Origin of the sequence: Salinarimonas soli (genome assembly GCF_008386575.1) — a bacterium.
Taxonomy (GTDB): domain Bacteria; phylum Pseudomonadota; class Alphaproteobacteria; order Rhizobiales; family Beijerinckiaceae; genus Salinarimonas_A; species Salinarimonas_A soli.
The window spans coordinates 86,367-110,374 of record NZ_VUOA01000016.1 but is presented as its reverse complement, the minus strand read 5'-3'; the positions used below and the strand labels follow the sequence as shown (position 1 = coordinate 110,374).

The 24,008-nt window shown below is 71.5% G+C and carries 20 protein-coding genes; 5 read left to right on the top strand and 15 right to left on the bottom strand.

Going from position 1 to position 24,008, the window contains the following annotated elements; translation table 11 throughout:
* Nucleotides 1–240: 240 nt before the first annotated feature.
* Nucleotides 241–912, bottom strand: a complete 672-nt coding sequence (locus F0L46_RS26800; protein WP_240539900.1) for a PRC-barrel domain-containing protein — start codon at nt 910–912, stop codon at nt 241–243.
* 196 nt (nt 913–1,108) lie between these two features.
* On the opposite strand from F0L46_RS26800, the gene F0L46_RS07185 reads away from it, so the two are divergent.
* Nucleotides 1,109–2,908 (top strand): DEAD/DEAH box helicase, encoded by a 1,800-nt coding sequence (locus F0L46_RS07185; RefSeq protein ID WP_149816379.1) that lies wholly within the window; start codon nt 1,109–1,111, stop codon nt 2,906–2,908.
* Between the two features lie 494 nt (nt 2,909–3,402).
* Here the strand turns inward: F0L46_RS07185 and F0L46_RS07180 are convergent, their stop codons facing one another.
* The 5 genes from F0L46_RS07180 to F0L46_RS07160 all read right to left on the bottom strand — a co-directional run bounded on the left by F0L46_RS07180 (nt 3,403) and on the right by F0L46_RS07160 (nt 7,764).
* Entirely contained in the window at nt 3,403–4,020 is a 618-nt protein-coding gene (locus F0L46_RS07180) for a TIGR04282 family arsenosugar biosynthesis glycosyltransferase (RefSeq protein ID WP_210247618.1), read from the bottom strand.
* The gene (locus F0L46_RS07175; protein ID WP_149816377.1) at nt 4,013–4,705 is read right to left on the bottom strand and encodes a TIGR04283 family arsenosugar biosynthesis glycosyltransferase; all 693 of its coding nucleotides are present in this window, start codon (nt 4,703–4,705) and stop codon (nt 4,013–4,015) included. Before F0L46_RS07175 ends, F0L46_RS07180 begins: the two co-directional genes overlap by 8 nt.
* A 25-nt stretch (nt 4,706–4,730) precedes the next feature.
* The gene (locus F0L46_RS07170; protein WP_149816376.1) at nt 4,731–5,558 is read right to left on the bottom strand and encodes a protein-L-isoaspartate O-methyltransferase family protein; all 828 of its coding nucleotides are present in this window, start codon (nt 5,556–5,558) and stop codon (nt 4,731–4,733) included.
* Nucleotides 5,559–5,570: 12 nt separating this feature from the next.
* Nucleotides 5,571–5,882: a polyhydroxyalkanoic acid system family protein gene (locus tag F0L46_RS07165; RefSeq protein ID WP_149816375.1), complete on the bottom strand. Its 312-nt coding sequence runs from the start codon at nt 5,880–5,882 to the stop codon at nt 5,571–5,573.
* A 274-nt stretch (nt 5,883–6,156) separates the two neighbouring features.
* Nucleotides 6,157–7,764, bottom strand: a complete 1,608-nt coding sequence (locus tag F0L46_RS07160; RefSeq protein WP_149816374.1) for a carboxyl transferase domain-containing protein — start codon at nt 7,762–7,764, stop codon at nt 6,157–6,159.
* Between the two features lie 249 nt (nt 7,765–8,013).
* On the opposite strand from F0L46_RS07160, the gene F0L46_RS26065 reads away from it, so the two are divergent.
* The gene (locus F0L46_RS26065) at nt 8,014–8,190 is read left to right on the top strand and encodes a hypothetical protein (RefSeq protein WP_188311885.1); all 177 of its coding nucleotides are present in this window, start codon (nt 8,014–8,016) and stop codon (nt 8,188–8,190) included.
* 5 nt (nt 8,191–8,195) lie between these two features.
* Nucleotides 8,196–9,230 carry an HD-GYP domain-containing protein gene (locus tag F0L46_RS07155; RefSeq protein ID WP_240539907.1) on the top strand — a complete coding sequence of 345 codons (1,035 nt, stop codon included), beginning with the start codon at nt 8,196–8,198 and terminating at the stop codon, nt 9,228–9,230.
* 3 nt (nt 9,231–9,233) lie between these two features.
* On the opposite strand, the gene F0L46_RS07150 is transcribed toward F0L46_RS07155, so the two are convergent.
* The 7 genes from F0L46_RS07150 to F0L46_RS07120 all read right to left on the bottom strand — a co-directional run bounded on the left by F0L46_RS07150 (nt 9,234) and on the right by F0L46_RS07120 (nt 17,796).
* Nucleotides 9,234–10,628, bottom strand: coding sequence for a DegQ family serine endoprotease (locus F0L46_RS07150; protein WP_149816373.1), 1,395 nt, complete (start codon nt 10,626–10,628; stop codon nt 9,234–9,236).
* A 321-nt stretch (nt 10,629–10,949) separates the two neighbouring features.
* On the bottom strand, nt 10,950–12,164 hold the full coding sequence (locus F0L46_RS07145; RefSeq protein ID WP_240539899.1) for a vWA domain-containing protein: 1,215 nt from the start codon (nt 12,162–12,164) through the stop codon (nt 10,950–10,952).
* Between the two features lie 282 nt (nt 12,165–12,446).
* Nucleotides 12,447–13,361 (bottom strand): AAA family ATPase, encoded by a 915-nt coding sequence (locus F0L46_RS07140; RefSeq protein WP_149816371.1) that lies wholly within the window; start codon nt 13,359–13,361, stop codon nt 12,447–12,449.
* A gap of 86 nt (nt 13,362–13,447) precedes the next feature.
* Nucleotides 13,448–14,251: an FAD binding domain-containing protein gene (locus F0L46_RS07135; protein WP_149816370.1), complete on the bottom strand. Its 804-nt coding sequence runs from the start codon at nt 14,249–14,251 to the stop codon at nt 13,448–13,450.
* A gap of 16 nt (nt 14,252–14,267) precedes the next feature.
* On the bottom strand, nt 14,268–16,637 hold the full coding sequence (locus tag F0L46_RS07130; protein WP_149816369.1) for a xanthine dehydrogenase family protein molybdopterin-binding subunit: 2,370 nt from the start codon (nt 16,635–16,637) through the stop codon (nt 14,268–14,270).
* A gap of 186 nt (nt 16,638–16,823) precedes the next feature.
* The gene (locus F0L46_RS07125; RefSeq protein WP_149816368.1) at nt 16,824–17,321 is read right to left on the bottom strand and encodes a (2Fe-2S)-binding protein; all 498 of its coding nucleotides are present in this window, start codon (nt 17,319–17,321) and stop codon (nt 16,824–16,826) included.
* 253 nt (nt 17,322–17,574) lie between these two features.
* Nucleotides 17,575–17,796, bottom strand: coding sequence for a NepR family anti-sigma factor (locus tag F0L46_RS07120; RefSeq protein WP_149816367.1), 222 nt, complete (start codon nt 17,794–17,796; stop codon nt 17,575–17,577).
* Between the two features lie 220 nt (nt 17,797–18,016).
* Between F0L46_RS07120 and F0L46_RS07115 the strand changes: the two genes are divergently transcribed.
* Nucleotides 18,017–18,982 (top strand): patatin-like phospholipase family protein, encoded by a 966-nt coding sequence (locus F0L46_RS07115; protein ID WP_240539898.1) that lies wholly within the window; start codon nt 18,017–18,019, stop codon nt 18,980–18,982.
* A gap of 24 nt (nt 18,983–19,006) precedes the next feature.
* The gene (locus F0L46_RS07110; protein ID WP_149816365.1) at nt 19,007–19,624 is read left to right on the top strand and encodes a LysE family translocator; all 618 of its coding nucleotides are present in this window, start codon (nt 19,007–19,009) and stop codon (nt 19,622–19,624) included.
* Nucleotides 19,625–19,630: 6 nt separating this feature from the next.
* Here F0L46_RS07110 and F0L46_RS07105 read toward each other — a convergent pair whose 3' ends face one another.
* Nucleotides 19,631–22,351: a bifunctional acetate--CoA ligase family protein/GNAT family N-acetyltransferase gene (locus F0L46_RS07105; RefSeq protein WP_149816364.1), complete on the bottom strand. Its 2,721-nt coding sequence runs from the start codon at nt 22,349–22,351 to the stop codon at nt 19,631–19,633.
* 365 nt (nt 22,352–22,716) lie between these two features.
* On the bottom strand, nt 22,717–23,874 hold the full coding sequence (locus F0L46_RS07100) for an acyl-CoA dehydrogenase family protein (protein WP_149816363.1): 1,158 nt from the start codon (nt 23,872–23,874) through the stop codon (nt 22,717–22,719).
* Nucleotides 23,875–24,008 lie beyond the last annotated feature (134 nt).

Below are 24,008 nucleotides of genomic sequence, written 5' to 3'. Positions count from 1 at the left end.
CCGTTCCGACCTCGTCGCCCCCAGGTTCCCCACAGAGGAGAGCACGCGCGCCGACGGGCGCCGCCGCGCTCCCTCCCCCCTTGCGGGGAGGGGAACGGGCGGAGCCGCCCTCGCGGCCAGGCTCGACAGCCGAGGTCTCAAGCCCGTCGGGTGCCGTCGGCCTCCTATGCGGATGCCACGGATCGGAACGATTGCGGGGTCTCGGCTCACCCAGTCCCCACTACCGGGCTCCGGGGCGCGTCAGATCATCCCGGCGGCCCAGTAGTCCTCCACATGGCGGCCGTAACCCGGCTGCGAGAACGGATCCTCGCCCGCGCCGTAGCTCGGGGCGCCCATGAGGCGGTCGCGGTTGGCGTCGATGACGTAGCCGCCCTTGCCCTTGTCGTAGGTCAGCGTATCCCACGGCACCGCATGGTACTTCTGGCCGATGCCGAGGAAGCCGCCGAAGCTCATCACCGCGTAGGCGACACGGCCGGAGCGCTTGCCCACCATGAAGTTGTAGACCTCGCCGAGCTTCTCGCCCTGGCGATTGTACACGGCGGTGCCCTCGACCTTGCTCGAGGCGATCATGTCCGTGGTCTCGTCGTGCTCGACCGAGCCCAGGCCGGAGCCGGTCCGGCCATAGAGGCTCGAGCTCTGCCCCCGGCTGCCCGAGGTGCTCGACCGGGAGCTGCCGCCGAGCGTCGTGGCGGCGAGATAGCCGAGCGCCCCGCCGACGAGGATCCCGACCAGGGGAATGGCGTCCTCCAGGAAATCGCCGCTGCCGGTGTCCGACTGCGCGCGCCGCCGCCGGGCCATGGCGTCGACCTCGTGGGACCGATAGGCCGGGTGATCCCGTCCTCCTTCCGCATAGGACCGGGCTCCGGTGCCGGCCGTCTCGTAGGCGCTGCTGCCGCGAATGGTGTCGACCATGACGTCCCTCCTCTCGGGCCCCAGGGGCCCCGCACGGGTAACCCGGCGGTCCGGCAATGGTTCGCGAGAACCCGAGCGCCGCGGGCGCGTTCTCGTGGTCGCGGCGGTTCCTTCGCGGTTGACGCAGCCGCCGCGAAGGCCGATGCACTCCAAAGGCCCTGCATGTCGCAGACAGCTTTCCTAAATCGACCGGTCCATGCCCTTTCCCTCGACGCATCCCACCCTCGAAGCCGCCCTCACCGCGAAGGGCTACGCGGAGCCGACGCCCGTCCAGGCGGCGGTGCTCCAGCCGGAGGCGCATGACCGGGATCTCCTGGTCTCGGCCCAGACGGGATCGGGAAAGACGGTGGCCTACGGCCTGGCGCTCGCCTCGACGCTGCTCGGCACCGAGGAGCGGATGGGCGCCCCCGGCGCGCCGCTCGCCCTCGTGATCGCGCCGACCCGCGAGCTGGCGCTTCAGGTCCAGCGCGAGCTCATCTGGCTCTACGGCCCGGCGGGCGCACGGGTGGCGTCCTGCGTCGGCGGCATGGACGTGCGGCGCGAAGCCCGCGCGCTCGCCGACGGCTGCCATCTCGTGGTCGGCACGCCCGGCCGCCTGCGCGACCACCTGGAGCGCGGCCGCCTCGACACCTCCGCCATGCGGGCCGTCGTCCTCGACGAGGCCGACGAGATGCTGGACCTCGGCTTTCGCGAGGACCTGGAGTTCATCCTCGACGCGACCCCGGCCGAGCGGCGCACGCTCCTGTTCTCGGCCACCATCCCGCGCGACATCGCCACGCTCGCCAAGCGCTACCAGCGCGAGGCGGTGCGCATCGACACGATCGACCAGAGCCAGCCCCACGGCGACATCGAGTACCGGGCCGTGCGCATCGCGCCCAACGAGATGGAGCTCGCGATCGTCAACATCCTGCGCTTCGTCGAGGCGCGGGGCGCCATGATCTTCTGCCATACCCGCGAGGCGGTGCGGCACCTGCACGGCAGCCTCGTGGAGCGGGGCTTCTCGGCGGTGGCGCTGTCGGGCGAGTTGACCCAGAGCGAGCGCACCCACGCCCTCCAGGCCCTGCGCGACGGCCGCGCCCGGGTCTGCGTCGCCACCGACGTGGCGGCGCGGGGCATCGACCTGCCGGATCTCGGCCTCGTGATCCACGCCGACCTGCCCAACAACCGGGACACGCTCCTCCACCGCAGTGGCCGCACGGGGCGCGCGGGCCGCAAGGGCACCTGCGTGCTCATCGTGCCCTATACCCGCCGCCGCAAGGCCGAGTCCCTGCTCGCCGCCGCCCGCGTCGACGCGCTCTGGGGTCCGCCGCCCTCCGCCGACGACGTGCGCGCCGCCGACCAGCGCCGCTTCGTCGCCGATCCGGCCTTCACGGAGGAGACCACCGAGGAGGATGCCGCCTGGGCCCGCACGCTCCTGGAGCAGCGCTCGCCCGAGGACGTCGCCGCCGCCCTGGTCCGCATCTACCGCGCCCGCCTGCCCGCCCCCGAGGAGGTGTTCGACGACGGCGGCGCCTCCGAGCGGCCCGGCCGCGACCGGCCCGAGCGTGGGGACCGCCGCGACGGCAAGCCCACCCGCCCGCCCCGCCCCGCCGACGACGGCCCGGGCTCCGAGGGCATGGTGCGCTTCCGGATGAATGTCGGCCGGCGCAACAACGCCGACCCGCGCTGGCTTCTGCCCATCATCTGCCGCCTTGGCCACGTGACGAAGAACGAGGTCGGCGTCATCCGCATCTTCGACCGGGAGACCACCTTCGAGATCGCGGAGGTCCACGCGCCCCGGTTCATGGCGTCGGTTCGCCGGTCCACCAACGACGAGGACATCCGCATCGAGCCCTTCGAGGGCCCGAAGGGTCCTCCTAAGAAGGCGCACAAGCCCTTCGCCCGCAAGCGCCCCGACGGCGACAACCGCCACGCGGACGCAGCCCCGCCCCGCCGCGACGGACCGCCGAAGGACCGGCCGCCGCACAAGAAGAAGGCGAAGTCGAAGGAGCGGTAGAGACATCCGGGACGGCGGGCCACACGTTCGAGGCCGAGCTCCGAACGCGATGAGCGGTGATGGAAGCGAGGCCGCTTGGTCAAGCACCTCCCCAGCTTAAAGCAGATGCCCCTTCCCCGTTGCCGGAGTTGGGCGGCGGGATAGCACCGGACCCGATTCAACGTCGGGTGATCGCTTGCTCGTCCGGTCGCGCGGCGAGGCATTCGCCTCGCCGCCCCCCCTCTGCCCCTGACGGGGCATCTCCCCCGCAAGTGGGGGAGAGGGCGGGAATGCCCGTCTCCGCGAAACTTCAGCGGTCTGCGCCAGGGATGCCGATCATCCCTCTCCCCCCTTTGCGGGGGAGAGATGGAGAGAGGGGTGCGGCGCGACAGCGCCGCCACCACGGAACGACGGGTTGACCGCTTGCTCGTCTGGCCGGGCGCCGAGACGTTGGCCTCGCCGACCGTCGGCCCTGTGAGGCATCTCGCGTGCAAGCTGCGAGAGCGGCACCAAGCCTATGGAAGCCTCCGATCCCGCATCAAGCCGCTCGCGACGAGGCGGTCGTAATCCTGGGGCATATCCACGTCCCACACAGGGTCGAGAAGCGCGAGGCTCAGGGCCGCCTCGGCGGCGCGGGCGCGGGTCTCGCTCATCACCTCCCCCGTGCTCCACGGCACGCCCTCGAACAGCGCCGGCAGGGCGCGCGCGGCGGCCACGAGGCCGTAGCCGCCGTCCTCCGCCGGGCTGAACGCCGCGTCGGCGCCCCCCTCGACCGCGTTGAGGGAGGCGCGAAGGTCGTCGGGCCGAAGCACCGGGCAGTCGGTGCCGATGAGCACGAGGGGGCCCGCCGTTGCCTCGAAGGCGGCCAGCATGCGCCGGCCGATATCGCCCTCCGGCTGGACGCGAAGCGTCACCCCGAACTGCTGCGCGAGAGCGAGAAAGGCCGGATGGGAGGTTTCAGGCGCGCACCACAGCGTCACGGGGCCGATGCCGGCGGCGAGCGCGGTCGCCACCGCGCGCTCGGTAAGCCTGGCCTGAAGATCGGCGGCGCCCTCCGCGCCAAGACGCGGGATGAGCCGCGTCTTGGCGAAGCCCGGCACGGGTGCCTTGGCGAGAACCGCGACGCTACTCATCGCGCGGCCGGTAGCCATAGGAACGCGCGAGCCGTGCCGGATCGGCGCCAAGGAAGTAGGACAGCCGCAGCCGCCACATGAGCCCGATGGTGCGAACCACGCCGTTCTTCTCCCATCGCCTCCCGGAGGTGATCACGCGCCGGGACAGGCACAGGGGCGGCGAGATCCGCTTCAAGGCGCGCGAGATCGCGATATCCTCCATGAGGGGGATGTCGGGGAAGCCCCCGGCCCGGGCGAAGGCGTCGGCGCGCACGAACATCGCCTGGTCGCCCGTGGCGATGCCGGTGAGGCGGGAGCGGCGGTTCATCAGGGCGGCGATCACCGGCAGGAGCCGATGGCGGCCCGCGATCGCGACGTCGAAGCGCCCCCAGGCAAGCCCCGTGTCCCGGAGGCCCGCGGCGATCAGCCGGTCGGCCTCGCAGGGCAGGACCGTGTCGGCGTGGAGGAAGAGAAGCACGTCGCCGCTTGCGATCGCCGCGCCGGCGTTCATCTGAGAGGCGCGCCCGCGCGGGGCGGCGATCACCTGGTCGGCGTGGGGGCGGGCTAGCGCCGGGGTGTCGTCCTGGCTGCCGCCGTCGGCGACGATCACCTGCGCGCCGCGCCTGCGCAGGGTCGCCAAGCGGCCCAGCACGTCGCGGACGCCTCCGGCCTCGTCCAGCACCGGCACGACGATCGACAGGCGCATCGCGGGATCCTCTTGGGCCCCGAGCTTAGCCGAGGGGGCTCGACGAAAACCAGAGGTCCGTGAAGACCGCCGTCGCGGCCTCGTCGGGGGCGCGCTCCGCCACGCGCCACAGGGACCGGGTCGCGAGCAAGGCGTCGGGATGCACGCGGGCACGCGGGCGCTCGTCGAGGCCCTGGCACGGGATGAACCCGACGAGGGTGGTCGGCACCGCCGAGAAGCCAGACGTCTCGCGCCGCACGAGCAGGGTCACGCCGCCCAAGCCTGCCACGGGCTCCCAGGGCATGACGAGGCGGCCCCCCGGCGCCAGCGCATCGAGCCAGGCGGCAGCCGGGACGGACGCGGCGGCCGACACGTAGATCACGTCGGCGGGCGGCAGGGGCACGCCCACGGCCGAGGCCGCGTGCACGGTCACGTCCGCGTAGGGGCGCAGGTTCGCCCGCGCGATCTCGGCGAGGTCCGCCTCGATCTCGTAGGCGTCGATCCGGCCGGTGGGGCGCACGAGCTCGGCGAGGAGCGCGGTGTAGTAGCCCGTGCCCGCGCCGATCTGCACCACCCGGTCGCCGGGCCGGGGATCGACGGCGGCGAGCCAGCGGGCATGGAGCGAGGGCTGGCCGTTGTTGATGCGCCGCGCCGGATCGATGGCGACGAGAGCGTCCTGGTAGAGATCCGCCGGATCGAAGGTCACCTTCGGCGCGAGGTCGCCGGGCTCGAACACCGTCCAGGGCGGCGGAGCGAGGAAGCGCTCGCGGGGGACGGAGGCGAAGGCCGCGTGGAGGCGCGGGCTCGCGACGCCCGCCGCATGGGTCACGGCGTCGGCATAGGCGCGTCGCCGGGTCTCGATCCCAGCCGGCACGGCTCCCCCGGTCTATTTCCTCTCCAGCATCAGGTTCCCCTGCTTCTGGATGAGCGCCTTCGCCTTGTCGGCCATCATGGCGAGCAGGAACGGCAGGTTGACCTCAAGGTCCACGCAGTCGGGCTTGACCACGAGATGGCCCGTCACCTGCTGGCCCATCGCGGCGAGCCTGAAGTCCATCCGGTCCCCGGTCCAGGTATCCTGCACCGCGGTGAGGTGCTGGCCGAACTGCTGCTTGAGCCCCGTGAACCCCGTCTCCAGCCGCCGCCGCGCCTCGTCCTTGCCGAGGCCGTGGGGAATGGAGACGACGAGGGGCTTGGCCATGGGGACGCGGATCCGGTTACAGGGGTTCGTGCGGTAAAGCTGGGGAGGCGGGGATGGTTCCCGGACTGCGCGACGCCTTCACCTCTCCCCGCCGGGCGGGGAGAGGGCTTCGGCTGCGGAACGGCAGCCGAAGCGAGCGAACGAAGTGAGCGGGGGTGAGGGGGTGTTTCCGGGTGAGACTCCATCCTGAGACGCCCTCTCACCCTTGCGCTGCCGCGCTCGCCTCAGCCCCCGACGAGGGGGGCTNNCCCCGCATGCGGGGAGAGGCGGTCCGTCACATCCTGAACACGCCGAACCGGGTCTCCGGCACCGGCGCGTTGAGCGCCGCCGAGAACGCCAGGCCCAGCACCCGCCGCGTCTCGGACGGGAGGATGATGCCGTCGTCCCAGAGGCGGGCGGTGGCGTAGTAGGGCGAGCCCTCCTCCTCGTATTTCGCGCGGATCGGCGCCTTGAAGGCTTCCTCCTCCTCGGGCGCCCAGGTCTTGCCCTCGGCCTCCATGTTGTCGCGGCGCACGGTGGCGAGCACGCTGGAGGCCTGCTCGCCGCCCATCACCGAGATGCGGGAATTGGGCCAGGTGAAGAGGAAGCGGGGCGAGTAGGCGCGCCCGCACATGCCGTAATTGCCCGCGCCGAACGAGCCGCCCACCAGAAGCGTCACCTTGGGCACCTGGGCGCAAGCCACGGCGGTCACGAGCTTCGCGCCGTCCTTGGCGATGCCGCCCGCCTCGTATTGCCGCCCGACCATGAAGCCGGAGATGTTCTGCAGGAACAGGAGCGGGATGCGCCGCTGGCAGCACAGCTCGATGAAGTGCGCCCCCTTCTGGGCGCTCTCCGAGAACAGGATGCCGTTATTGGCGATGATGCCGACGGGGATGCCCCAGATCCGGGCGAACCCAGTCACCAGGGTGGTGCCGTAGAGCCGCTTGAACTCGTCGAACTCCGAACCGTCCACCAGGCGGGCGATGACCTCGCGGATGTCGTATTGCTTCTTGAGGTCGCTCGGCACGATGGCATCGAGGTCGTCGATCGAATAGGCGGGCTCGACGGGCTCGGCGATGTCGATGTCGATGCTCTTGCGGGTGTTCAGCGTGCCGACGATCCGGCGCACGATGGCGAGCGCGTGGACGTCGTCGGTGGCGTAGTGGTCGGCGACGCCCGATTGCCGGGCATGCACGTCCGCCCCGCCGAGATCCTCCGCCGACACCACCTCGCCGGTGGCCGCCTTCACGAGCGGGGGGCCGCCCAGGAAGATCGTGCCCTGGCGGCGCACGATCACGGTCTCGTCGGACATCGCCGGCACATAGGCGCCGCCCGCGGTGCACGAGCCCATGACGCAGGCGATCTGCGGGATGCCCTGCGAGGACAGCGTCGCCTGGTTGTAGAAGATGCGGCCGAAATGGTCGCGGTCGGGGAACACCTCGGTCTGGTGCGGCAGGTTCGCGCCGCCCGAATCCACGAGATAGACGCAGGGCAGCCGGTTCTCGCGGGCGATCTCCTGGGCCCGCAGATGCTTCTTCACCGTCATGGGGTAGTAGGTGCCGCCCTTGATCGTCGAGTCGTTGCACACGATCACGACCTCGCGGCCCGACACCCGGCCGATGCCGGTGATCACCCCCGCCGCGTGGATCGCGTCGTCGTACATGCCGTGCGCGGCGAGCGGCGACAGCTCCAGGAAGGGGGAGCCGGGATCGAGGAGGCGCATGACGCGCTCGCGGGGCAGGAGCTTGCCGCGGGCGAGATGGCGCTCGCGGGCGCGCGCCGGGCCGCCCTGGGCCGCAGCCTCGCGCAAGCCCCCGAGCTCACGGCGAAGGGCCGCCCAGGCGCCGCGGTTGGCGGAGGCGGTGTCGGAGGTCAGATCCACGGAGGTGGGGAGTACGGGCACGGTGAACCCCTCGTGCGAAACGGTTCTCCGGGCTTTATCGCTTGGCGCTCACCTCGGCAATGCGGGAGGGCTGCCGCCGCGTCGCATGCGGGGTGCCGCTGCCCGCACGAGGCGAAACGGATCAAGGCATCCGGCACCGCGAGCCAAAACGCGGCAAATCACACGACATCCCGGGGTTTCGGCGGCCGGGGTAACCCACCCATTACGTTTGGCGCCTATGCGTGACGGACCGCAACGAGGCCGTCCGTCATGCAGCCCCTGCCCTCCCTCGCTCCCGACGTGGAGAGCGCCGCCTCCAACGGCGGCGGGCGCCGGCGCGAGATGGTGCAGCGGGTGACGGTCACTCTCGCCGGGCAGCATCTCGCGACGGCGCAACGCGTCGTGCGCTCCACCCGCAGCCATGCGGCCCGAGGATTCGTCGCGTGAGGGAGATGCGCCGCGGCCCCTCCCAGATCGCCGTGGTGGCGCAAAGCCGCGCGTTGATCGAGCATGTCCATGGCGCCCTCGCGGGCTCAGGCTTCGGGCGCGCCGCACTGATCGTGATCGACCGCGTGGACGACCTCGACGCGACGTCGCCCGAGCTTGCCGCCGTGGCACTTCACGACGAGGTGTGCGGGCCCGCGGCCGTGATGTCCCTGCGCGCTCGGGGACCGCTCTTGCCGCTTCTCTACATCGCGGCGCCCGAGGCGGCCCGGGCCCGCGTCGCGGCCCTGGAGAACGGAGCGAGCGACGTCGCGGTCTGGCCCTGCGCCACGGTCGAGATCGAGACCCGCCTGCACCGCTTCCTGGCGCTCGAGGCCTGCGCCCTGGCGCTGCGGCGCGAGCGCGCCTGGACCGAGCGCCAGACGGAGCGGATGAACGACCAGATCGAGCAGGTCCAGGAGGAGATCATCCTGCGCCTCACCCGAGCGGGCGGCTATCGCGACCGGGAGACCGGCGACCACATCCTGCGCATGGCGCGCCTGTGCGAGCTCATCGCGCTGGAGCTCGGCTTCAGCGCCGAGACGAGCCGCTTTCTGTATCTGGCGGCCCAGATGCACGATGTCGGCAAGATCGGCGTTCCCGACGCCGTTCTCCAGAAGCCGGGCCCTCTCACGGCCGAGGAGCGGGCCGTGATGGAGAGCCACACGGAGATCGGCCGTGAGATCCTGCGCGGCAGCGCCTTCCCGCTGATCCAGGCCGCCGAGTTCATCGCCGCCACGCATCACGAGCGATGGGACGGCACGGGCTACCCGAACGGCCTCCGGGGCAAGGACATCCCCGTCGCGGGCCGTATCGCCGCCGTCGCCGACGTGTTCGACGCGCTCACCTCGAACCGCGCCTACAAGCGCTCCTGGTCCATCGAGGATGCCCGCGACGCGCTCCTGCGCGAGCGCGGGGGCCACTTCGATCCCGACTGCGTCGACGCGCTCCTGCGCCGCTTCACCGAGGCGCGGGGCATCGTAGAGTTCGCCGAGGCGGCCTGAGATTTAGCCGCCGAGCACGGTCGTGAAGACCCGCCCGCCGCGGTTGAGGGTGATCTCCCACACGCCGCGGCCGTCCCGCATGGCCCGTTCCAGGTCGCGGGACGCGGCGATGCGCTCGCCATTGATCGCGAGGATCAGGTCGCCGGGCTGGAAGCCGACCCGCGCCGCGACGCTGCCGCGCTCGACCTCCTGGAGCACCACGCCCTCCGTTCCGACGTCGAGGGACATCTCCTCCGCCACCGCGGGCGACATGTTCACCGCCGTGACGCCGGCAAGCGGCGAGCGGGCGCGGATGCGCACGGGATCGCGCGGCCGGGTCTCGGGCGCCGTGATGAGGCGGACCTGGAGCGCGTTGCGCTTGCCCCCGCGCATCACGGTGACGGCGGTACGGCCCTCCACGCCTTTCAGGGCGAAGCGGTAGCCGAAGGACTCGGGGTCGTCGACCTCGCGGCCGTCCACCTCCAGGATCACGTCGCCGCGCCGGATGCCGGCCTCCTCGGCGGGGCCTTTCTCGACCACGCCCGCGACCAGCACGCCCGTCGGCCGGTCGAGGCCGACGCTCTCGGCGATCTCGGGGTTCACGGCCTGGAGGCGGGCACCGAGCCACGGCCGGCGCACGGTCTTGCCGCCGCCCCTGGCCGAATCAACCACGGTGCGGACCATGCTGGCGGGGATCGCGAAGCCGATGCCGTGGCTGCCTCCCGAGCGGGAGAAGATCGCCGTGTTGATGCCGACAAGGCGCCCCGACATGTCGACGAGGGCGCCGCCCGAGTTGCCGGGGTTGATGGCCGCGTCGGTCTGGATGAAGAACTGGTAGTCGGTGACCCCGACCTGAGTGCGCGCGAGCGCCGAGACGATGCCCTGGGTCACCGTCTGGCCGACGCCGAAGGGGTTGCCGATGGCGAGCACCAGGTCGCCCACCTCCAGCGCCTCGGAATCGCCGAGGGCCAGGGTGGGGAAGCTCGCGGCGCCCTTCAGGCGGAGCACGGCGAGGTCGGTGCGCGGATCGCGCAGCACGATCTCGGCCTCGAACTCGCGCCGGTCGGTGAGCGCGACCTTCACCTCGGTCATGTTCTCGATGACGTGGTTGTTCGTCACGACGAGGCCCGAGGCGTCGACGATGACGCCCGACCCAAGCGAGCGCTGCACCCGGTCCTGGGGCATGGCGCCGGGCTGGCCGTCGCCGAAATAGCGCCGGAAGAAGTCGTCCATGCCGGCATTGGCCCGCTGCTCCACCCGCGCCCCGTAGACGTTCACCACCGCCGGCGAGGCCTGCTTCGCGATGCCCGCGAAGGAGAGCTGAACCTGGGCGCGGTTCTCCGGGGTGACCCGGGTCTGCGCGGCGGCGGGCATGCCGATGGCGGCGAGGATCGCCAGGACGAGGACGGGACGGCGCATGTCGTTGGTAGCCCCACGGATCTGTGATTCGCCCCCGGAGGGGTGCGAGCGTGCGGGGTTCCTATAAGCCTCAGACCCTGACGGAAAAAGGGCGGCTTGAGCGCGGTGTCTCTTGCTTGCCGGGGCTGTCAGAGTCTGATCAGGACCAAGGGAGTTCCCTTCCTCCCTCATGCTGAGGCGCGAGCGGACCGAGCCTCGAAGCACGCAAAACAGTGCCCTGGCGGTTCGGAGAACCCTGGAGGGCCCTTCGAGGCCCGCCTGCGGCGGGCGCCTCAGGACGAGGGTGAGGATCGGGGCAGCGCTCTCGCCCGGGTCCGCCCCTCAGGCCACCCGGGCGAGCCAGCGGCGGGGGTCGGCGGCAGCGGAGCCGTCGCCCGCAAGCGCCCGGCACAGTTCCTCCATGGAGGCGAGAGAGTGGACCGGCCGGAACTCGTGCACGTGGGGGAGCATGGCCCGGATGCCCGCGGCGCGGGCCTCGAAAGCGTCGAAGCGCAGGAGCGGGTTGAGCCAGACGAGGCGGCGGCAGGAGCGCTTGAGGCGGTCCATCTCGAAGGCGAGCTCCGGCGTCACCTCCCGCTCCAGGCCGTCGGTGAAGAGGAGCACGACCGGGCCGCCGGAAAGCACGCGGCGCGACCAGTGGCGGTTGAAATCGTGGAGCGCGGCGGAAATGCGGGTGCCGCCCTCCCAATCCTCGGCGCGCTTGCTTGCCAGCGCCAGCGCCTCGTCGGGATCGCGCCTCTGGAGCTCGCGGGAGATGTTGGTCAGCCGCGTGGCGAAGACGAAGGCGTGCACCCGCCGCCGCTTCTCGGACAGCGCATGGAGGAAGTGCAGGAAAAGGCGGGAATAATCCGCCATTGAGCCCGAGATGTCGACGAGGGCCACCAGCGGCGGCGGCGCCTCGATGCGGTCGCGCATGGCAAGCTCGATGGCTGCCCCACCCGCCCGAAGGGAGCGGCGGAACGAGCGGCGCGGATCGATGCGCCGCCCGCCCGCGCTCGGGGTGAGGCGGCGGGTCGGCAGCGCGTCGTCGGGCAGCCGCAGCTCGGCCACGAGGCGCTTGGCCTGGGCGATCTCGGCGGCCGACATCTGGGCGAAGTCCTTCGACTTGAGGATCTCGCGGTCTGACATGGTGAGCCGCGCCGAGATCTCGCGCTCGGGCGGCGGGGGTTCGTCGGTGGGCTTAGGTCTCGGCGCCAGGGCCTGCGCCACCCGTAGCGCCCCTGCCTTGGGCTTGTCGGGCTGGGTGGGGTCGCCGGGGGCGATCGGCGACATCTGGGCGATGAGCTTCTCCATGAGCGCGCGGCGGCGCCAGAAGATCCGGAACGCCTGGTCGAAGATCGCCGAGTGCTCGCGCCGGGTGACGAAGACGGCGTGGAGCGTCCAGTAAAAATCCTCCCGCGTCCCCACCCGCGCCGCCTCCACGGCATCGAGCGCATCCACCACCGAGCCCGGCCCCAGCGGCAGGCCGGCGGCCCGCAGGGCACGGGCGAAATAGGCGATGTTGTCGGCGAGGTGGCCGGTGCCGTCAGAGGTCATGGAGGGCTCCCTCCCCTCTCCCATGGGGAGAGGGGCCGGGGGTGAGGAGGTACGACGCTGATCCAGATATCTCCCTCATGCTGAGGAGCCCGCGCAGCGGGTGTCTCGAAGCACGCAGCACATCGCCACGCTCGAAGGGAGATTCCTGGAGCGCCCTTCGAGGCCCACTTCGTGGGCACCTCGGGACCGGGGTGAGGGTTGGAGCGAGCGGGTGGGAGACCACTGGACCAGCGTGGTCACCCCTCACCCCCAACCCCTCTCCCCCTGGGAGAGGGGAGCTCGTCACGCCGCCCCTCGCATCTGGGCGCGGACCTGATCCAGGACCTCCTTGGCCCGCGACCCCTGCATCTTCTGGATGTCGTCCTGGTACTTCAACAGGACGCCCAGCGTGTCGGAGACGAGGGCGGGATCGAGGGCGACGGCGTCGAGCTCGACGAGGGCGCTCGCCCAGTCGAGGCTTTCGGCCACGCCGGGGGCCTTGAACAGGTCCTCCTTGCGGATGGCCTGGACGAAGGCGACGATCTCGCGGGAGAGCTTCTGGGGCGCCCCCGGCGCCCTCGCGCGCACGATCTCCAGCTCGCGGGCAGCGTCCGGGTAGTCGACCCAGTGATAGAGGCAGCGGCGCTTGAGGGCGTCGTGGATCTCGCGGGTGCGGTTGGAGGTGACGATGACGATGGGCGGGTGCTCGGCCTTCACCGTGCCGAGCTCCGGGATCGTCACCTGGAAGTCCGACAGCACCTCCAGGAGGAAGGCTTCGAAGGCCTCGTCCGTGCGGTCGAGCTCGTCGATGAGGAGCACGGGCGGGCCCGCCGGATCGGGCTCCAGGGCCTGGAGGAGCGGGCGGCGCACGAGATACCGCTCGGAGAAGATGTCCCCCTCCAGGCGCTCCCGGTCCACCCCGCCGCCGGCCTCCGCGAGGCGGATCGCCATCATCTGGCCGGCATAGTTCCACTCGTAGACCGCCGAGCCGACGTCCAGCCCCTCGTAGCATTGAAGGCGGATGAGCTTGCGCCCGAGCGCCGCGCTCAGCGTCTTGGCGATCTCCGTCTTCCCCACCCCCGCCTCGCCCTCGAGGAAGAGCGGCCGCCCGAGCTTCAAGGACAGGAACAGGACGGTCGCGAGCGGTCGGTCGGCGACGTAACCGTTGTTGTGCAAGAGCGCGAGAGTGGCGTCGATGGAGGCAGGCAGCGGGGTCAAGAGGCGGCTCTCCGGCGAGCGGCGACAGCCGCCAGGGGCGGGACGATTCCTCTCCCCGCCCGGCGGGGGGAGGAATCTGTCTTGCGTCAGCGCGACGTCGCGGCCTGCACGGCGCGGCGGGCCATGACGCCCACGAGGTGCGCGCGGTAGGCCGAATCGGCGTGGATGTCGCCGATCATGCCGTCGGGCGAGGGCGCCATGCCCTCCAGGGACTTCGCCGTGAAGCGCGCCTTCAGCGCCTCCTCGGCGGCGGTCCAGCGGAACACCCCGTTCTCGCTCGCGCCTGTCACCGCGACCCGCACGTCGGAGCCGCGCTTGGCGACGAAGACGCCGGCGAGCGCATAGCGCGAGGCGGGGTTGCGGAACTTGGCGTAGGCCGCCTTCTGGGCCACCGGGAACGAGACCTTGGTGACGATCTCGCCCTCCTCCAGCGCCGTGACGAAGAGCCCCTGGAAGAACTCGTCCGCCGCGATCTTGCGCTTGTTGGTGATCACGGTCGCGTCGAGGGCGAGGAGCGCGGCGGGATAGTCCGCCGAGGGGTCGTTATTCGCGACCGAGCCGCCGATGGTGCCGCGGTGGCGCACATGCGGGTCGCCGATGAGCTCGGCGAGCTCGGCGAGACCGGGGATGGCCTCGCGCACGACCGCCGATTCGGCCACCTCGCCGTGACGGGTCATGGCCCCGATTACGACGGAGCGGCCCTTGCGCTCGATGCCCTTGAGCTCCGGCATCGCGCCGAGGTCGATGAGCGCCGAGGGGCTGGCGAGGCGCTGCTTCATGGTGGGCAGCAGGGTGTGCCCGCCCGCGAGCAGCTTGGCGTCCTCGTTCTTGGCCAGCATGGCGGCGGCCTGCCGGACGGAGGAGGGCTTGTGGTAGGTGAAAGCGTACATCGTTGTCCTCCCGCGATTATTCGGCGGCGACCCGCATGGCGGCGTTCTTCTGGGCGGCGCGCCAGACGGCCTGGGGCGTCGCCGGCATGGCGATGTCCTCGTGGCCGAGCGCGTCCGTGATGGCGTTCATGACGGCGGCCGGGGCCGCGATCGCGCCCGCCTCGCCGCAGCCCTTGATGCCCAGCGGGTTCGACGGGCAGGGCGTCACGGTCATGCCGACCTGGAAGGACGGCAGGTCGGCGGCGCGGGGCATGCGGTAGTCCATGAAGCTCGCGGTCACGAGCTGCCCCGATTCGTCGTAGATCGCCCCCTCGTGCAGCGCCTGGCCCACGCCCTGCGCGATGCCGCCGTGCACCTGGCCCTCGACGATCATCGGGTTGATGATGACGCCGAAATCGTCCACCGCCGTCCAGCGCTCGATGGTGGTGACGCCCGTGTCGGGGTCGATCTCCAGCTCGCAGATGTGGACGCCCGCCGGGAAGGTGAAGTTGGTGGGATCGTAGAACGCCCCCTCCTTCAGCCCCGGCTCGAGGTCCTGGCCTGAGAACTTGTGGGCGATGTAGGCCTGGAGCGCCACGTCGGCGAAGCCGACCCCGCGGTCCGTGCCGGCCACCGTGAACTTGCCGTCCTTGAACTCGATGTCGGCCTCGGCGGCTTCGAGCACGTGGGCCGCCACCTTCTTGCCCTTCACGATCACCTTGTCGATCGCCTTGGCGATGGCCGACATGCCGACCGCGCCGGAGCGCGAGCCGTAGGTGCCCATGCCGAACTGCACCTTGTCGGTGTCGCCGTGGACGATGATGACGTTCTCGATCGGCACGCCGAGCCGGTCGCAGACGAGCTGGGCGAAGGTGGTCTCGTGGCCCTGGCCGTGGCTGTGCGAGCCGGTGAGCACCTCGATCGATCCCGTGGGATTGACCCGCACCTCAGCCGATTCCCACAGGCCCACGCCCGCGCCGAGCGAGCCCACGGCCTGGGAGGGGGCGATGCCGCAGGCCTCGATATAGGACGAGAACCCGATGCCCCGCAGCTTGCCGCGCCGGGCGCTCTCGCGCTTGCGCCGGGAGAAGCCCTTGTAGTCGGCGAGCTCCAGCGCCTTGTCCATGGAGGCGCCGTAATCGCCCGCGTCGTAGGTCATGATGACCGGCGTCTGGTGCGGGAAGCGCTTGACGTAGTTGCGCTTGCGGAACTTCGCCGGATCCATCCCGAGCTCGCGCGCCGCGACCTCGACGAGGCGCTCGACCACGAAGGTGGCCTCAGGCCGCCCGGCCCCGCGATAGGCGTCGACGGGCGCGGTGTTGGTGTAGACGCCGTCCACCTCGGCGTAGATCGCCGGAATGTCGTAGGAGCCCGACAGGAGCGGCGCGTAGAGATAGGTCGGCACCGACGACGAGAAGGTCGACAGGTACGCGCCGAGATTGGCGATGGTCTGGGCCCGTAGGCCGATGATCTTGCCGTTCTCGTCCATGGCGAGCTCGGCGTGGGTGGCGTGGTCGCGGCCATGGGCGTCGGAGAGGAAGGCCTCCGTCCGGTCGCTCGTCCAGCGCACGGGACGGCCCACCTTCCTGGCGGCCCACACGCACACGGTCTCCTCGGCGTAGATGAAGATCTTCGAGCCGAAGCCGCCGCCGACGTCGGGCGCGATCACCCGCAGCTTGTGCTCGGGCGCGACGCCGATGAAGGCGGAGAGCACGAGCCGCGCCACGTGCGGGTTCTGGCTCGTGGTGAAGAGCGTGTAGGACTCGTTGCCGGGATCGTACTCGCCCACCGCCGCGCGGGGCTCCATGGGGTTGGGCACGAGGCGGTTGTTGACGAGGTCGATCTTCGTCACGTGGGCCGCGCGGGCGAAGGCGGCGTCGGTCGAGGCCTTGTCGCCCAGGTGCCAGCGGAACACCGTGTTGTCGTCGGCGACGTCATGAACCTGCGGCGCGCCGGCCTTCTGGGCCGCGCGGGCATCAACGACCGCGGGCAGCACCTCGTAGGCGACCTCGATCGCCTCGGCGGCGTCGCGGGCCTGGGCGTAGGTGTCGGCGATCACGACCGCCACGTGGTCGCCCACATAGCGCACCTTGCCCTGGGCGAGCGCCGGATGCGGCCCAGCCTTCATCGGCGAGCCGTCCTTGGAGTGGATCATCCAGCCGCAGATGAGCCCGCCGATCTTGTCGGCCGCGAGATCGTCGCCGGTCAGGATGGCGACGACGCCGGGCATGGCCCGGGCAGCGGCGGTGTCGATGGACAGGATCTTGGCGTGGGCGTGGGGCGAGCGCAGGAAATAGGCGTGGGCCTGGCCTGGACGGCTGAGGTCGTCGGTGTAGCGGCCCGCGCCCGTGATGAAGCGCTGGTCCTCCTTGCGGCGCACGGGCGCGCCGATGCCGGTTCCGGTCATGATGGTCCTCCCTGGAGGTGACGGCCCCGGCGCGCCCCTCCCCTCAGAGGGTTGTCGGCGCGGGGCCCTGGTCGGCGTGAATGGGGCGTCTAAGCCCATTCGCGGTGGAGGACCGGCGCTGGCGGGCTGGGGCGCGGGGCCCCGGCCTGCGGGGCGCCGCCCCGCACGACGCGGACGGGCGTGGGCTTATTCCGCGGCCTGGCGGATGGGCTCGCGGCCCATGGCCTCGGCGCCCGCGGCCACCGCCTTGACGATGTTGTGGTAGCCCGTGCAGCGGCACAGGTTGCCCTCGAGCTCGTCGCGGATCGTGGTCTCGTCGAGGGCGTGGCCCTTGCGGTTCACGATGTCGATGGCGGCCATGATCATGCCGGGCGTGCAATAGCCGCACTGGAGGCCGTGATGCTCGCGGAAGGCCGCCTGCATGGGATGCAGCTCGCCGCCCGCCGCCGACAGCCCCTCGATCGTCGTCACGCTCGATCCGTCGGCCTGGATGGCCAGCACGGTGCACGCCTTAACGGCCTGCCCGTCGACATGAAGCACGCAGGATCCGCACTGGCTGGTGTCGCAGCCGACATGGGTTCCCGTCAGGCGCAGGTTCTCGCGCACGAACTGCACCAGCAGCATGCGCGGGTCGATGTCGGCGGTGACGGCGCGCCCGTTCACCGTCATGTTGACGATGGCCATTCAATCCTCCTCGTGGCCCGGCTCTCGACGGCCGGCATCAACGCCCGGTTGCCCCGAGCGGCGTTTTGGGCGGATAGAGGTGACGCGACGTCGCCCGAACGATCCAGCCGAAAACGAGTGTGAACCGGCCTGAATCGCTGGTCAAGCGCTCCTCACGGCGCAAACAGGGCGCAAACGTCGCGCTTGGCGACGATTTCGCGGAGGGGCCGGAGACCCGGGAGATGTTGAGGAGAAAGGAGAAAGGCGGCTCCGCTCAGCCGCCCTGGCCGCGGTCAAGGCGGCGGATCAGGTCGGTGAGGCGGTTGGGGACGGGCTCGTCCATGAGGCCGTCATAGAGCGATCTCAACGCGAAGCCGATGCGGTCTTGGGTGGATCGATCGAGGGGAACGGACTCCGAACGCCGGAACGCGCCGCCATTGAGGTGAGCCGACCGCCCGGGACCCCGGGCGGCATCCAGATCGTCGTGATCAGGCACTGGGACTCCCCCGCGGAAGCTTTCTCGTCAGGCCGGGTAACGCGTTAACCCAGGTTGCGTTCCCTTTTTGCCGGCCTTGCATCCGGCCCGCGCGTGGGGGACGTTCGATTCATGATGGCTTCATGGTCCCCATGCAGGCTGGTCCCCGGAACGATCGGGGACTCCCATGTTCTGGGACGGGATCTTGAAGCGGGCGGCTCTGGCGAGCGGAGAAGGCGCGATGACGTCGATAGTGCCCGCACCCGACAATGGCGGGCGGCACAAGATCAGGGTCGGGCTCGCGCTCGGCGCCGGCGCGGCGCGAGGCTGGTCGCATATCGGCGTCCTGCGGGTGCTGGAGGCGGCGGGCGTCCCGGTCGACGTGATCGCCGGCTGCTCCATCGGCGCGGTGGTGGGCGGCTGCTACGCGGCGGGCAAGCTCGACGAGCTGGAGCGATTCGCGCTCAGCCTGAGCAAGCGCGGCGTCGTCGGCCTGCTCGACTTCCACCTCGGCTCCTCCGGCCTCATCGCGGGCGAGCGCCTGCGTCGCCTCCTGGAGCGCGATCTCGCGGAGCTGAAGGTCGAGGATCTGGGCCGCCGCTTCGCCTGCGTCGCGACGGAGATCGGCACGGGTCACGAGATCTGGCTCAGCCGCGGGCCGCTCATCGAGGCCATGCGGGCCTCCTACGCCCTTCCCGGGATCTTCGATCCCGTGCGCATCAAGGGCCGGCTCCTCATGGACGGCGCGCTGGTGAACCCCGTGCCCGTCACCACGGCCCGGGCGCTCGGCGCCGACGTGGTGCTGTGCGTCAACCTCAACGGCGACATGAAGCTGCGCGGAACCGTGATCCAGGCCTATGGCGGCGAGGAGGACGAGGTGGTGGAGGCTGTCGTCGAGGAGCCCCGGCGCTGGGGCCTCTTCGCGCCCCGGGCCAACGGCGACAAGCCCCGCCCGCGGCCCAAGACGCCCGGCCCCGGCATCGCCAGCGTGATGATGGACGCCTTCAACATCACCCAGGACCGCATCTCGCGCTCGCGCCTCGCGGGCGACCCGCCCGACGTGATGATCGCGCCGAAGCTCGGCGGCATCGGCCTGTTCGAGTTCCACCGCGCGGCGGAGGTCATCGAGCTCGGGCGCCAGGCGGCGGAACGCGCGCTGCCCGACCTCCAGGAGCTCATCGGCGAGATGCAGGCGCTGCCCGCGTAAGGCCCGCCTGTCGGAGGCCCGTCCATGGATTACGTCAGCCACTTCGCCACCGTCGCTGGCATCGGCCTTCTCGCCGCGCTCAGCCCGGGCCCGAACTTCGTGATGATCACCACGCAGGCGCTGGCCTCGCGACGCTCGGGGCTCTGGGCGGCGGCCGGCGTCGCGGCCGCGTCGCTCACCTGGGCGATGGCGGGCGCCATGGGGCTCGCCCTCGTGGTGGCGCAGGTGGCCTGGCTCTACGAGGCGCTGCGGATCGCGGGCGCCCTCTATCTTGTCTATCTCGGGCTGCGGATGCTCTGGAGCGTCCGACCTGGCACCGGCCGCGCGATCCCTGAGGGCCCTCGCCTGAGCGGGGCGGCGGCGTTCCGGCGGGGCTATGTCGTCAACATGGCGAACCCGAAATCGGCCGCCTTCGTCGCCGGCTTCTACGCGGCGGTGCTCCCCGCCGACGCACCCGGCTGGCTCTTTCCGGCGACGGGCCTCACCGTCGCGGGCGTCTCGGCGGCGTGGTCGTTCACGCTGGCGCTGCTCCTTTCCGCCGAGCACATCCGCCGGGGCTTCCTGCGCCTGAGGCGGGGCATCACGGCCCTTCTCGGCGTCGCGCTCGTGGGCCTCGGCGCGCGGCTTGCCCTGACGCGCTGAAGGCCCCTACCCCGCGAGCCGCTGATCCTCGGGCATGTCGGCCACGGCGAGCCGCACGACCTTGATCTCCGGGTCGTCGCGGTCGGAGCGGATCTCGAAGCCGAGCCCCGCGCACATCTCCAGCATCACCGTGTTCTCGCGCAGCACCTGGCCCTCCACGTGGTGCAGGCCCTCGTGGCGGGCCCACTCGATCATGAGCTGCATGAGGCGCCAGCCGAGGCCGAGGCCCTTCAGGTCGGAGCGCAGGAGGATGGCGTACTCGCCCGCCTCGTTGTTGGCGTCGGCGTGGAGGCGCACGGCCCCCATCATCTCGCCCGTCTCCTCGTCGATGGCCACGAAGGCGATGGAGCGGGCGTAGTCGATCTGGATCAGCCGGGCGATGAAGGCGTGGCTGAACTCCTTCACGGGGGCGAAGAAGCGAAGCCGTAGGTCCTCCACCGTGACCCTCTGGAAGAACGCGACGAAGAGGGGTTCGTCCTCCGGCCGCACGGGGCGCACGAAGACCCGGCGGTGGCTCGGCAGCTCGAAGCGGCGCTCCCACTCCTTCGGATAGGGCCGCACGGCGAAGCGCGGATGGCCGGAGCCCCGGCGCGTCTCGGCGGGCGCCACGGCGATGCGGGTGTCCACCGCGATCACGCCGTTCGAATCGGCGAGCAGGGGGTTGATGTCGAGTTCGCGCAGCTCGGGCACGTCGGCGGCGAGCTGGGCGAGCTTCACGAGGACGAGCTGGATCGCCCGCTCGTCCGCCGCCGGCACGTCGCGATAGGCTTTCAGGATGCGCGAGACCCGGGTGCGGGCGACGAGGCTTGCCGCGAGATTCATGTCGAGGGGCGGCAGGGCGAGCGCCTTGTCGTTGATCACCTCCACCGCCGTGCCGCCGCGCCCGAACACGATGACGGGCCCGAAGGTGGGATCGTCGGCAAGCCCCAGGATCAGCTCCCGCGCCTTGGGCCGGCGCACCATGGGCTGGACGGTGACGCCGGTGACGCGGGCGCCGGGGCGCAGGCGGGCGGCCCGCTCCAGGATGCTGGCTGCGGCCTCGCGCACCGCGTCCTCGCTCGTGAGATCGAGGAGCACGCCGCCGATGTCGGACTTGTGGACGATGTCGGGCGAAAGGATCTTCACCGCCACCGTGGCGCCGGCCGAGACGTGGGGCCGCGCGGCCTCGGCCGCCTCGTCGGGGGTGCGGGCGAGCGTCACGCAGGCGTCGGGGATCTGGTAGGCGGCGAGCAGGCGGCTCACCTCCAGCGGGTCGAGCCAGGTGCGCCCCTCCGCGATCACGGCAGCCACGATGGCGCGGGCGGTGGCGGCGTCGGGGACGAAATCCTGCGGGAGGCTGTCGGGCGTCTCCATGAGGGCGTCCTGCGCCTCGCGGTAGCGCACCAGGTGCATGAAGCCCTGCACCGCGTCGGCCTCCGTGGCGAAGTGCGGGATGCCGGCCGATTCGAAGGCGGAGGCCGAGCGCCCGTCCTCGCCGAGCCAGACCGCGAAGACGGGCTTGCGGCGGTAGCCGCTCGCCCGGTCGCGCCGCACGGTCTCCACCACGGCCTCCGCCGCCTCCGCGGCGCTCGCCATGGCGGTGGGCACGTTCATCACGAGCACCGCGTCGTTGGCGTCGTCCTTGAGGAGCGCGTCGAGGGAGGTGGCGTAGCGGGTGGCGTCGGCATCGCCGATGATGTCGACGGGATTGGCGTGGGACCAGGTCTCCGGCAGCAGGCTGTCGAGAACCGCCCCCGTGCCCTCGGACAGGCCCGCGAGCGAGCCGCCGAGGTCGACGAGCCGGTCCACCGCGAGCACGCCGACGCCACCGCCATTGGTGAGGATGGCAAGGCGCTTGCCGGCGAAGGGCTTCTGGCGCCCGAGCGTCTCGACCGCGGCGAAGAGTTCGTCGAGGTCGAACACTCGCAGGAGGCCCGCGCGGCGGAACGCCGCGTCGTAGACCTCGTCGGACCCCGCGAGAGCGCCCGTGTGGGTGGCGGCGGCCCGCGCGCCTTGGGCGTGCCGCCCGGACTTGATCACCACGACGGGCTTGGCGCGGGCCGCGATCCGGGCCGCCGACATGAACTTGCGGGCGGTGTGGATCGATTCGACGTAGAGCAGGATGGCGCGGGTCGCCCGGTCCTGGGCGAAATAATCGAGGCAGTCGCCGAAATCGACGTCGGTCTTGTCGCCGAGCGACACCACGGCCGAGAAGCCCACCCGCCGCGCGGCGGCCCATTCCACGAGACCCGCCGCGATCGCACCCGACTGCGAGATCAGCGCAAGGTCGCCGGCCGGCGCGTTGCGGGCCGCGAAGCTCGCGTTGAGCCGGGCATGGGGCGCGATCACGCCGAGGCAGTTGGGCCCGACGATGCGCACGCCATGGCGCCGGGCCGTCCTGGTCACGGCCTCGGCGAGCGAGCCCGGCCCATGGCCGAGCCCCGCCGTGATCACGATCGCCGCCGCGACGCCCTTGCGGCCGGCGGCGTCCACGATCCCCGGCACGGCAGCGGGCGGGGCCGCGATCACGACGAGATCGGGCGCGCCCTCCAGGTCCTCGACCCGCGCCACGCAGGGCAGCCCGTCGATCTCGCTGTGCTTCGGGTTGACGAGCTGGATGCGGCCCCTGAAGCCGGCGTCCCGCAGGTTCTGCAGGACGCGCCGCCCGAGCGACCCGTCCCGAGAGCTCGCGCCCACCAGGGCCACGGAATTGGGAGCGAAGAGCTTGTCGAGGCGATAGGTGCTCATGGGGCTGTCCATCTCCTGAGCGGCGTCGGGCAGGCAACGACCCCCGCCCGCTCCGGTTCGCCCCCTGCGACGATGGGGGCCGCCCCGCCTCTCCGATGTCTCCCCTCTCCCGAATGGGAGAGGGATGCACGAAGTGCCAGGGGGTGAGGGTGGCGCGCTCACACCATTTCGCCCAACCACCTCCGCTTGTCATGGCCGGGCCTGACCCGGCCATCCAGCCGACGCGAAGGCCTGGGTCCCCGGCCTCATCCTGAGCCTATCGAAGAACAAGCCCGGGGATGACGGTGGTGCGGTGGTGAGGTGCTGCGAACCGACCGGCGTGCAACCCTCACCCCCGACCCCTCTCCCATCCGGGAGAGGGGAGGCTATGCCACCGCCTTCAGCGTCTCCCGCGCGATGATCAGGCGCTGGATCTCCGAGGTGCCCTCGTAGATGCGGGTGATGCGGGCGTCGCGGGCGTAGCGCTCGACGGGATAGTCGCGGCAATAGCCGGCGCCGCCATGGAGCTGGATCGCCGTGTCGGTGCAGCGGTGGGCGGCCTCGGAGGCGAAGAGCTTCGCCATGGAGGCGGCCTTCGCGAAGGGCAGGCCTGCGTCCTTCTGGTGCGCGGCCTGGAGGATGAGGAGGCGCGAGGCCTCGAGGTCCACCTCCCGGTCGGCCACCATCCATTGCGGGCCCTGGAGGTCGGCGATGGATTGGCCGAACTGCTTGCGCTCGCGGATGTAGCTCTTGGCGGCGTCCATGGCGGCGCGCGCGATGCCGAGCGAGATCGCCGCGACGCCGATGCGCCCGCCCGCGAGCTCCGCCACCGCCGTGCGGAAGCCCCCGTTCTCCGGGCCCATGAGGGCATCCGCCGTGACGCGGCACTCCTCGAAATGGACGATGTTCGTGGCCGATCCCGTCTGGCCCATCTTCTTCTCGGCCTTGCCGATCACGAGGCCCGGCGTGTTGCCCTCGACCAGGAAGCAGGAGATGCCCTTGCCCTTCGGCGCCTCGGGGTCGGTGACCGCCCAGACCACGAACAGGCCCGCATATTCGGCGCTCGTGATGTAGATCTTCGAGCCCGCGAGCACGTAGCCGTTGCCGTCGCGGCGCGCCCGGGTGCGCATGCCGGCGGGGTCCGAGCCCGCGCCGCTCTCGGTGAGGCAGAAGGCGCCGGCCGGATAGGTGCCGTCGGCGAGGCGCGGCAGGTGCAAGGCCTTCTGCTCCTCCGAGCCCACCGCCTGGATCACCTCGCCCACCATGTTCGTGACGGACGCCGTGACGGCGGTGGAGGCGCAGGCGTGGGCGAGCTCCTCGATGGCGAGCGCGAAGGCCACCGTGCCGGCCTCCGTGCCGCCGTAGCGGGCCTCGACGTTGAGCGCCATGAAGCCGTTCTCGGCGAGCGAGCGCAGGTTGGCGAGGAAGCCCTCCCGGCCCTCGCCCGCGTCCAGGCGCTCGGCCAGCGGCGCGAGCCGGTCGGCCGCGATCCGGCGTGCCGCGTCGCGGATCATCTCTTCTTCGTCGGAGAGCTCGAAGCGCATGGGGCCATCCTCAACTTTGCCACCGCACAGATAGGGGTGGCGGGCGCGCTCGTCCATGCGCGAGGACGACGCGAGGTCGAGGGCGGGGCGGCCATCGAACCACCGATGAGGCCGCCCCGCGTCCGGGCCGGCCG

Excerpts from the sequence above, each read along its gene's own strand:
- F0L46_RS26800 (WP_240539900.1), bottom strand. The coding sequence starts at position 912 with ATGGTCGACACCATTCGCGGCAGCAGCGCCTACGAGACGGCCGGCACC.
- F0L46_RS07185 (WP_149816379.1), top strand. The coding sequence starts at position 1,109 with ATGCCCTTTCCCTCGACGCATCCCACCCTCGAAGCCGCCCTCACCGCG.
- F0L46_RS07180 (WP_210247618.1), bottom strand. The coding sequence starts at position 4,020 with ATGAGTAGCGTCGCGGTTCTCGCCAAGGCACCCGTGCCGGGCTTCGCC.
- F0L46_RS07175 (WP_149816377.1), bottom strand. The coding sequence starts at position 4,705 with ATGCGCCTGTCGATCGTCGTGCCGGTGCTGGACGAGGCCGGAGGCGTC.
- F0L46_RS07165 (WP_149816375.1), bottom strand. The coding sequence starts at position 5,882 with ATGGCCAAGCCCCTCGTCGTCTCCATTCCCCACGGCCTCGGCAAGGAC.
- F0L46_RS26065 (WP_188311885.1), top strand. The coding sequence starts at position 8,014 with ATGCAGCCCCTGCCCTCCCTCGCTCCCGACGTGGAGAGCGCCGCCTCC.
- F0L46_RS07155 (WP_240539907.1), top strand. The coding sequence starts at position 8,196 with ATGCGCCGCGGCCCCTCCCAGATCGCCGTGGTGGCGCAAAGCCGCGCG.
- F0L46_RS07150 (WP_149816373.1), bottom strand. The coding sequence starts at position 10,628 with ATGCGCCGTCCCGTCCTCGTCCTGGCGATCCTCGCCGCCATCGGCATG.
- F0L46_RS07145 (WP_240539899.1), bottom strand. The coding sequence starts at position 12,164 with ATGACCTCTGACGGCACCGGCCACCTCGCCGACAACATCGCCTATTTC.
- F0L46_RS07135 (WP_149816370.1), bottom strand. The coding sequence starts at position 14,251 with ATGTACGCTTTCACCTACCACAAGCCCTCCTCCGTCCGGCAGGCCGCC.
- F0L46_RS07130 (WP_149816369.1), bottom strand. The coding sequence starts at position 16,637 with ATGACCGGAACCGGCATCGGCGCGCCCGTGCGCCGCAAGGAGGACCAG.
- F0L46_RS07125 (WP_149816368.1), bottom strand. The coding sequence starts at position 17,321 with ATGGCCATCGTCAACATGACGGTGAACGGGCGCGCCGTCACCGCCGAC.
- F0L46_RS07115 (WP_240539898.1), top strand. The coding sequence starts at position 18,017 with ATGACGTCGATAGTGCCCGCACCCGACAATGGCGGGCGGCACAAGATC.
- F0L46_RS07110 (WP_149816365.1), top strand. The coding sequence starts at position 19,007 with ATGGATTACGTCAGCCACTTCGCCACCGTCGCTGGCATCGGCCTTCTC.
- F0L46_RS07105 (WP_149816364.1), bottom strand. The coding sequence starts at position 22,351 with ATGAGCACCTATCGCCTCGACAAGCTCTTCGCTCCCAATTCCGTGGCC.
- F0L46_RS07100 (WP_149816363.1), bottom strand. The coding sequence starts at position 23,874 with ATGCGCTTCGAGCTCTCCGACGAAGAAGAGATGATCCGCGACGCGGCA.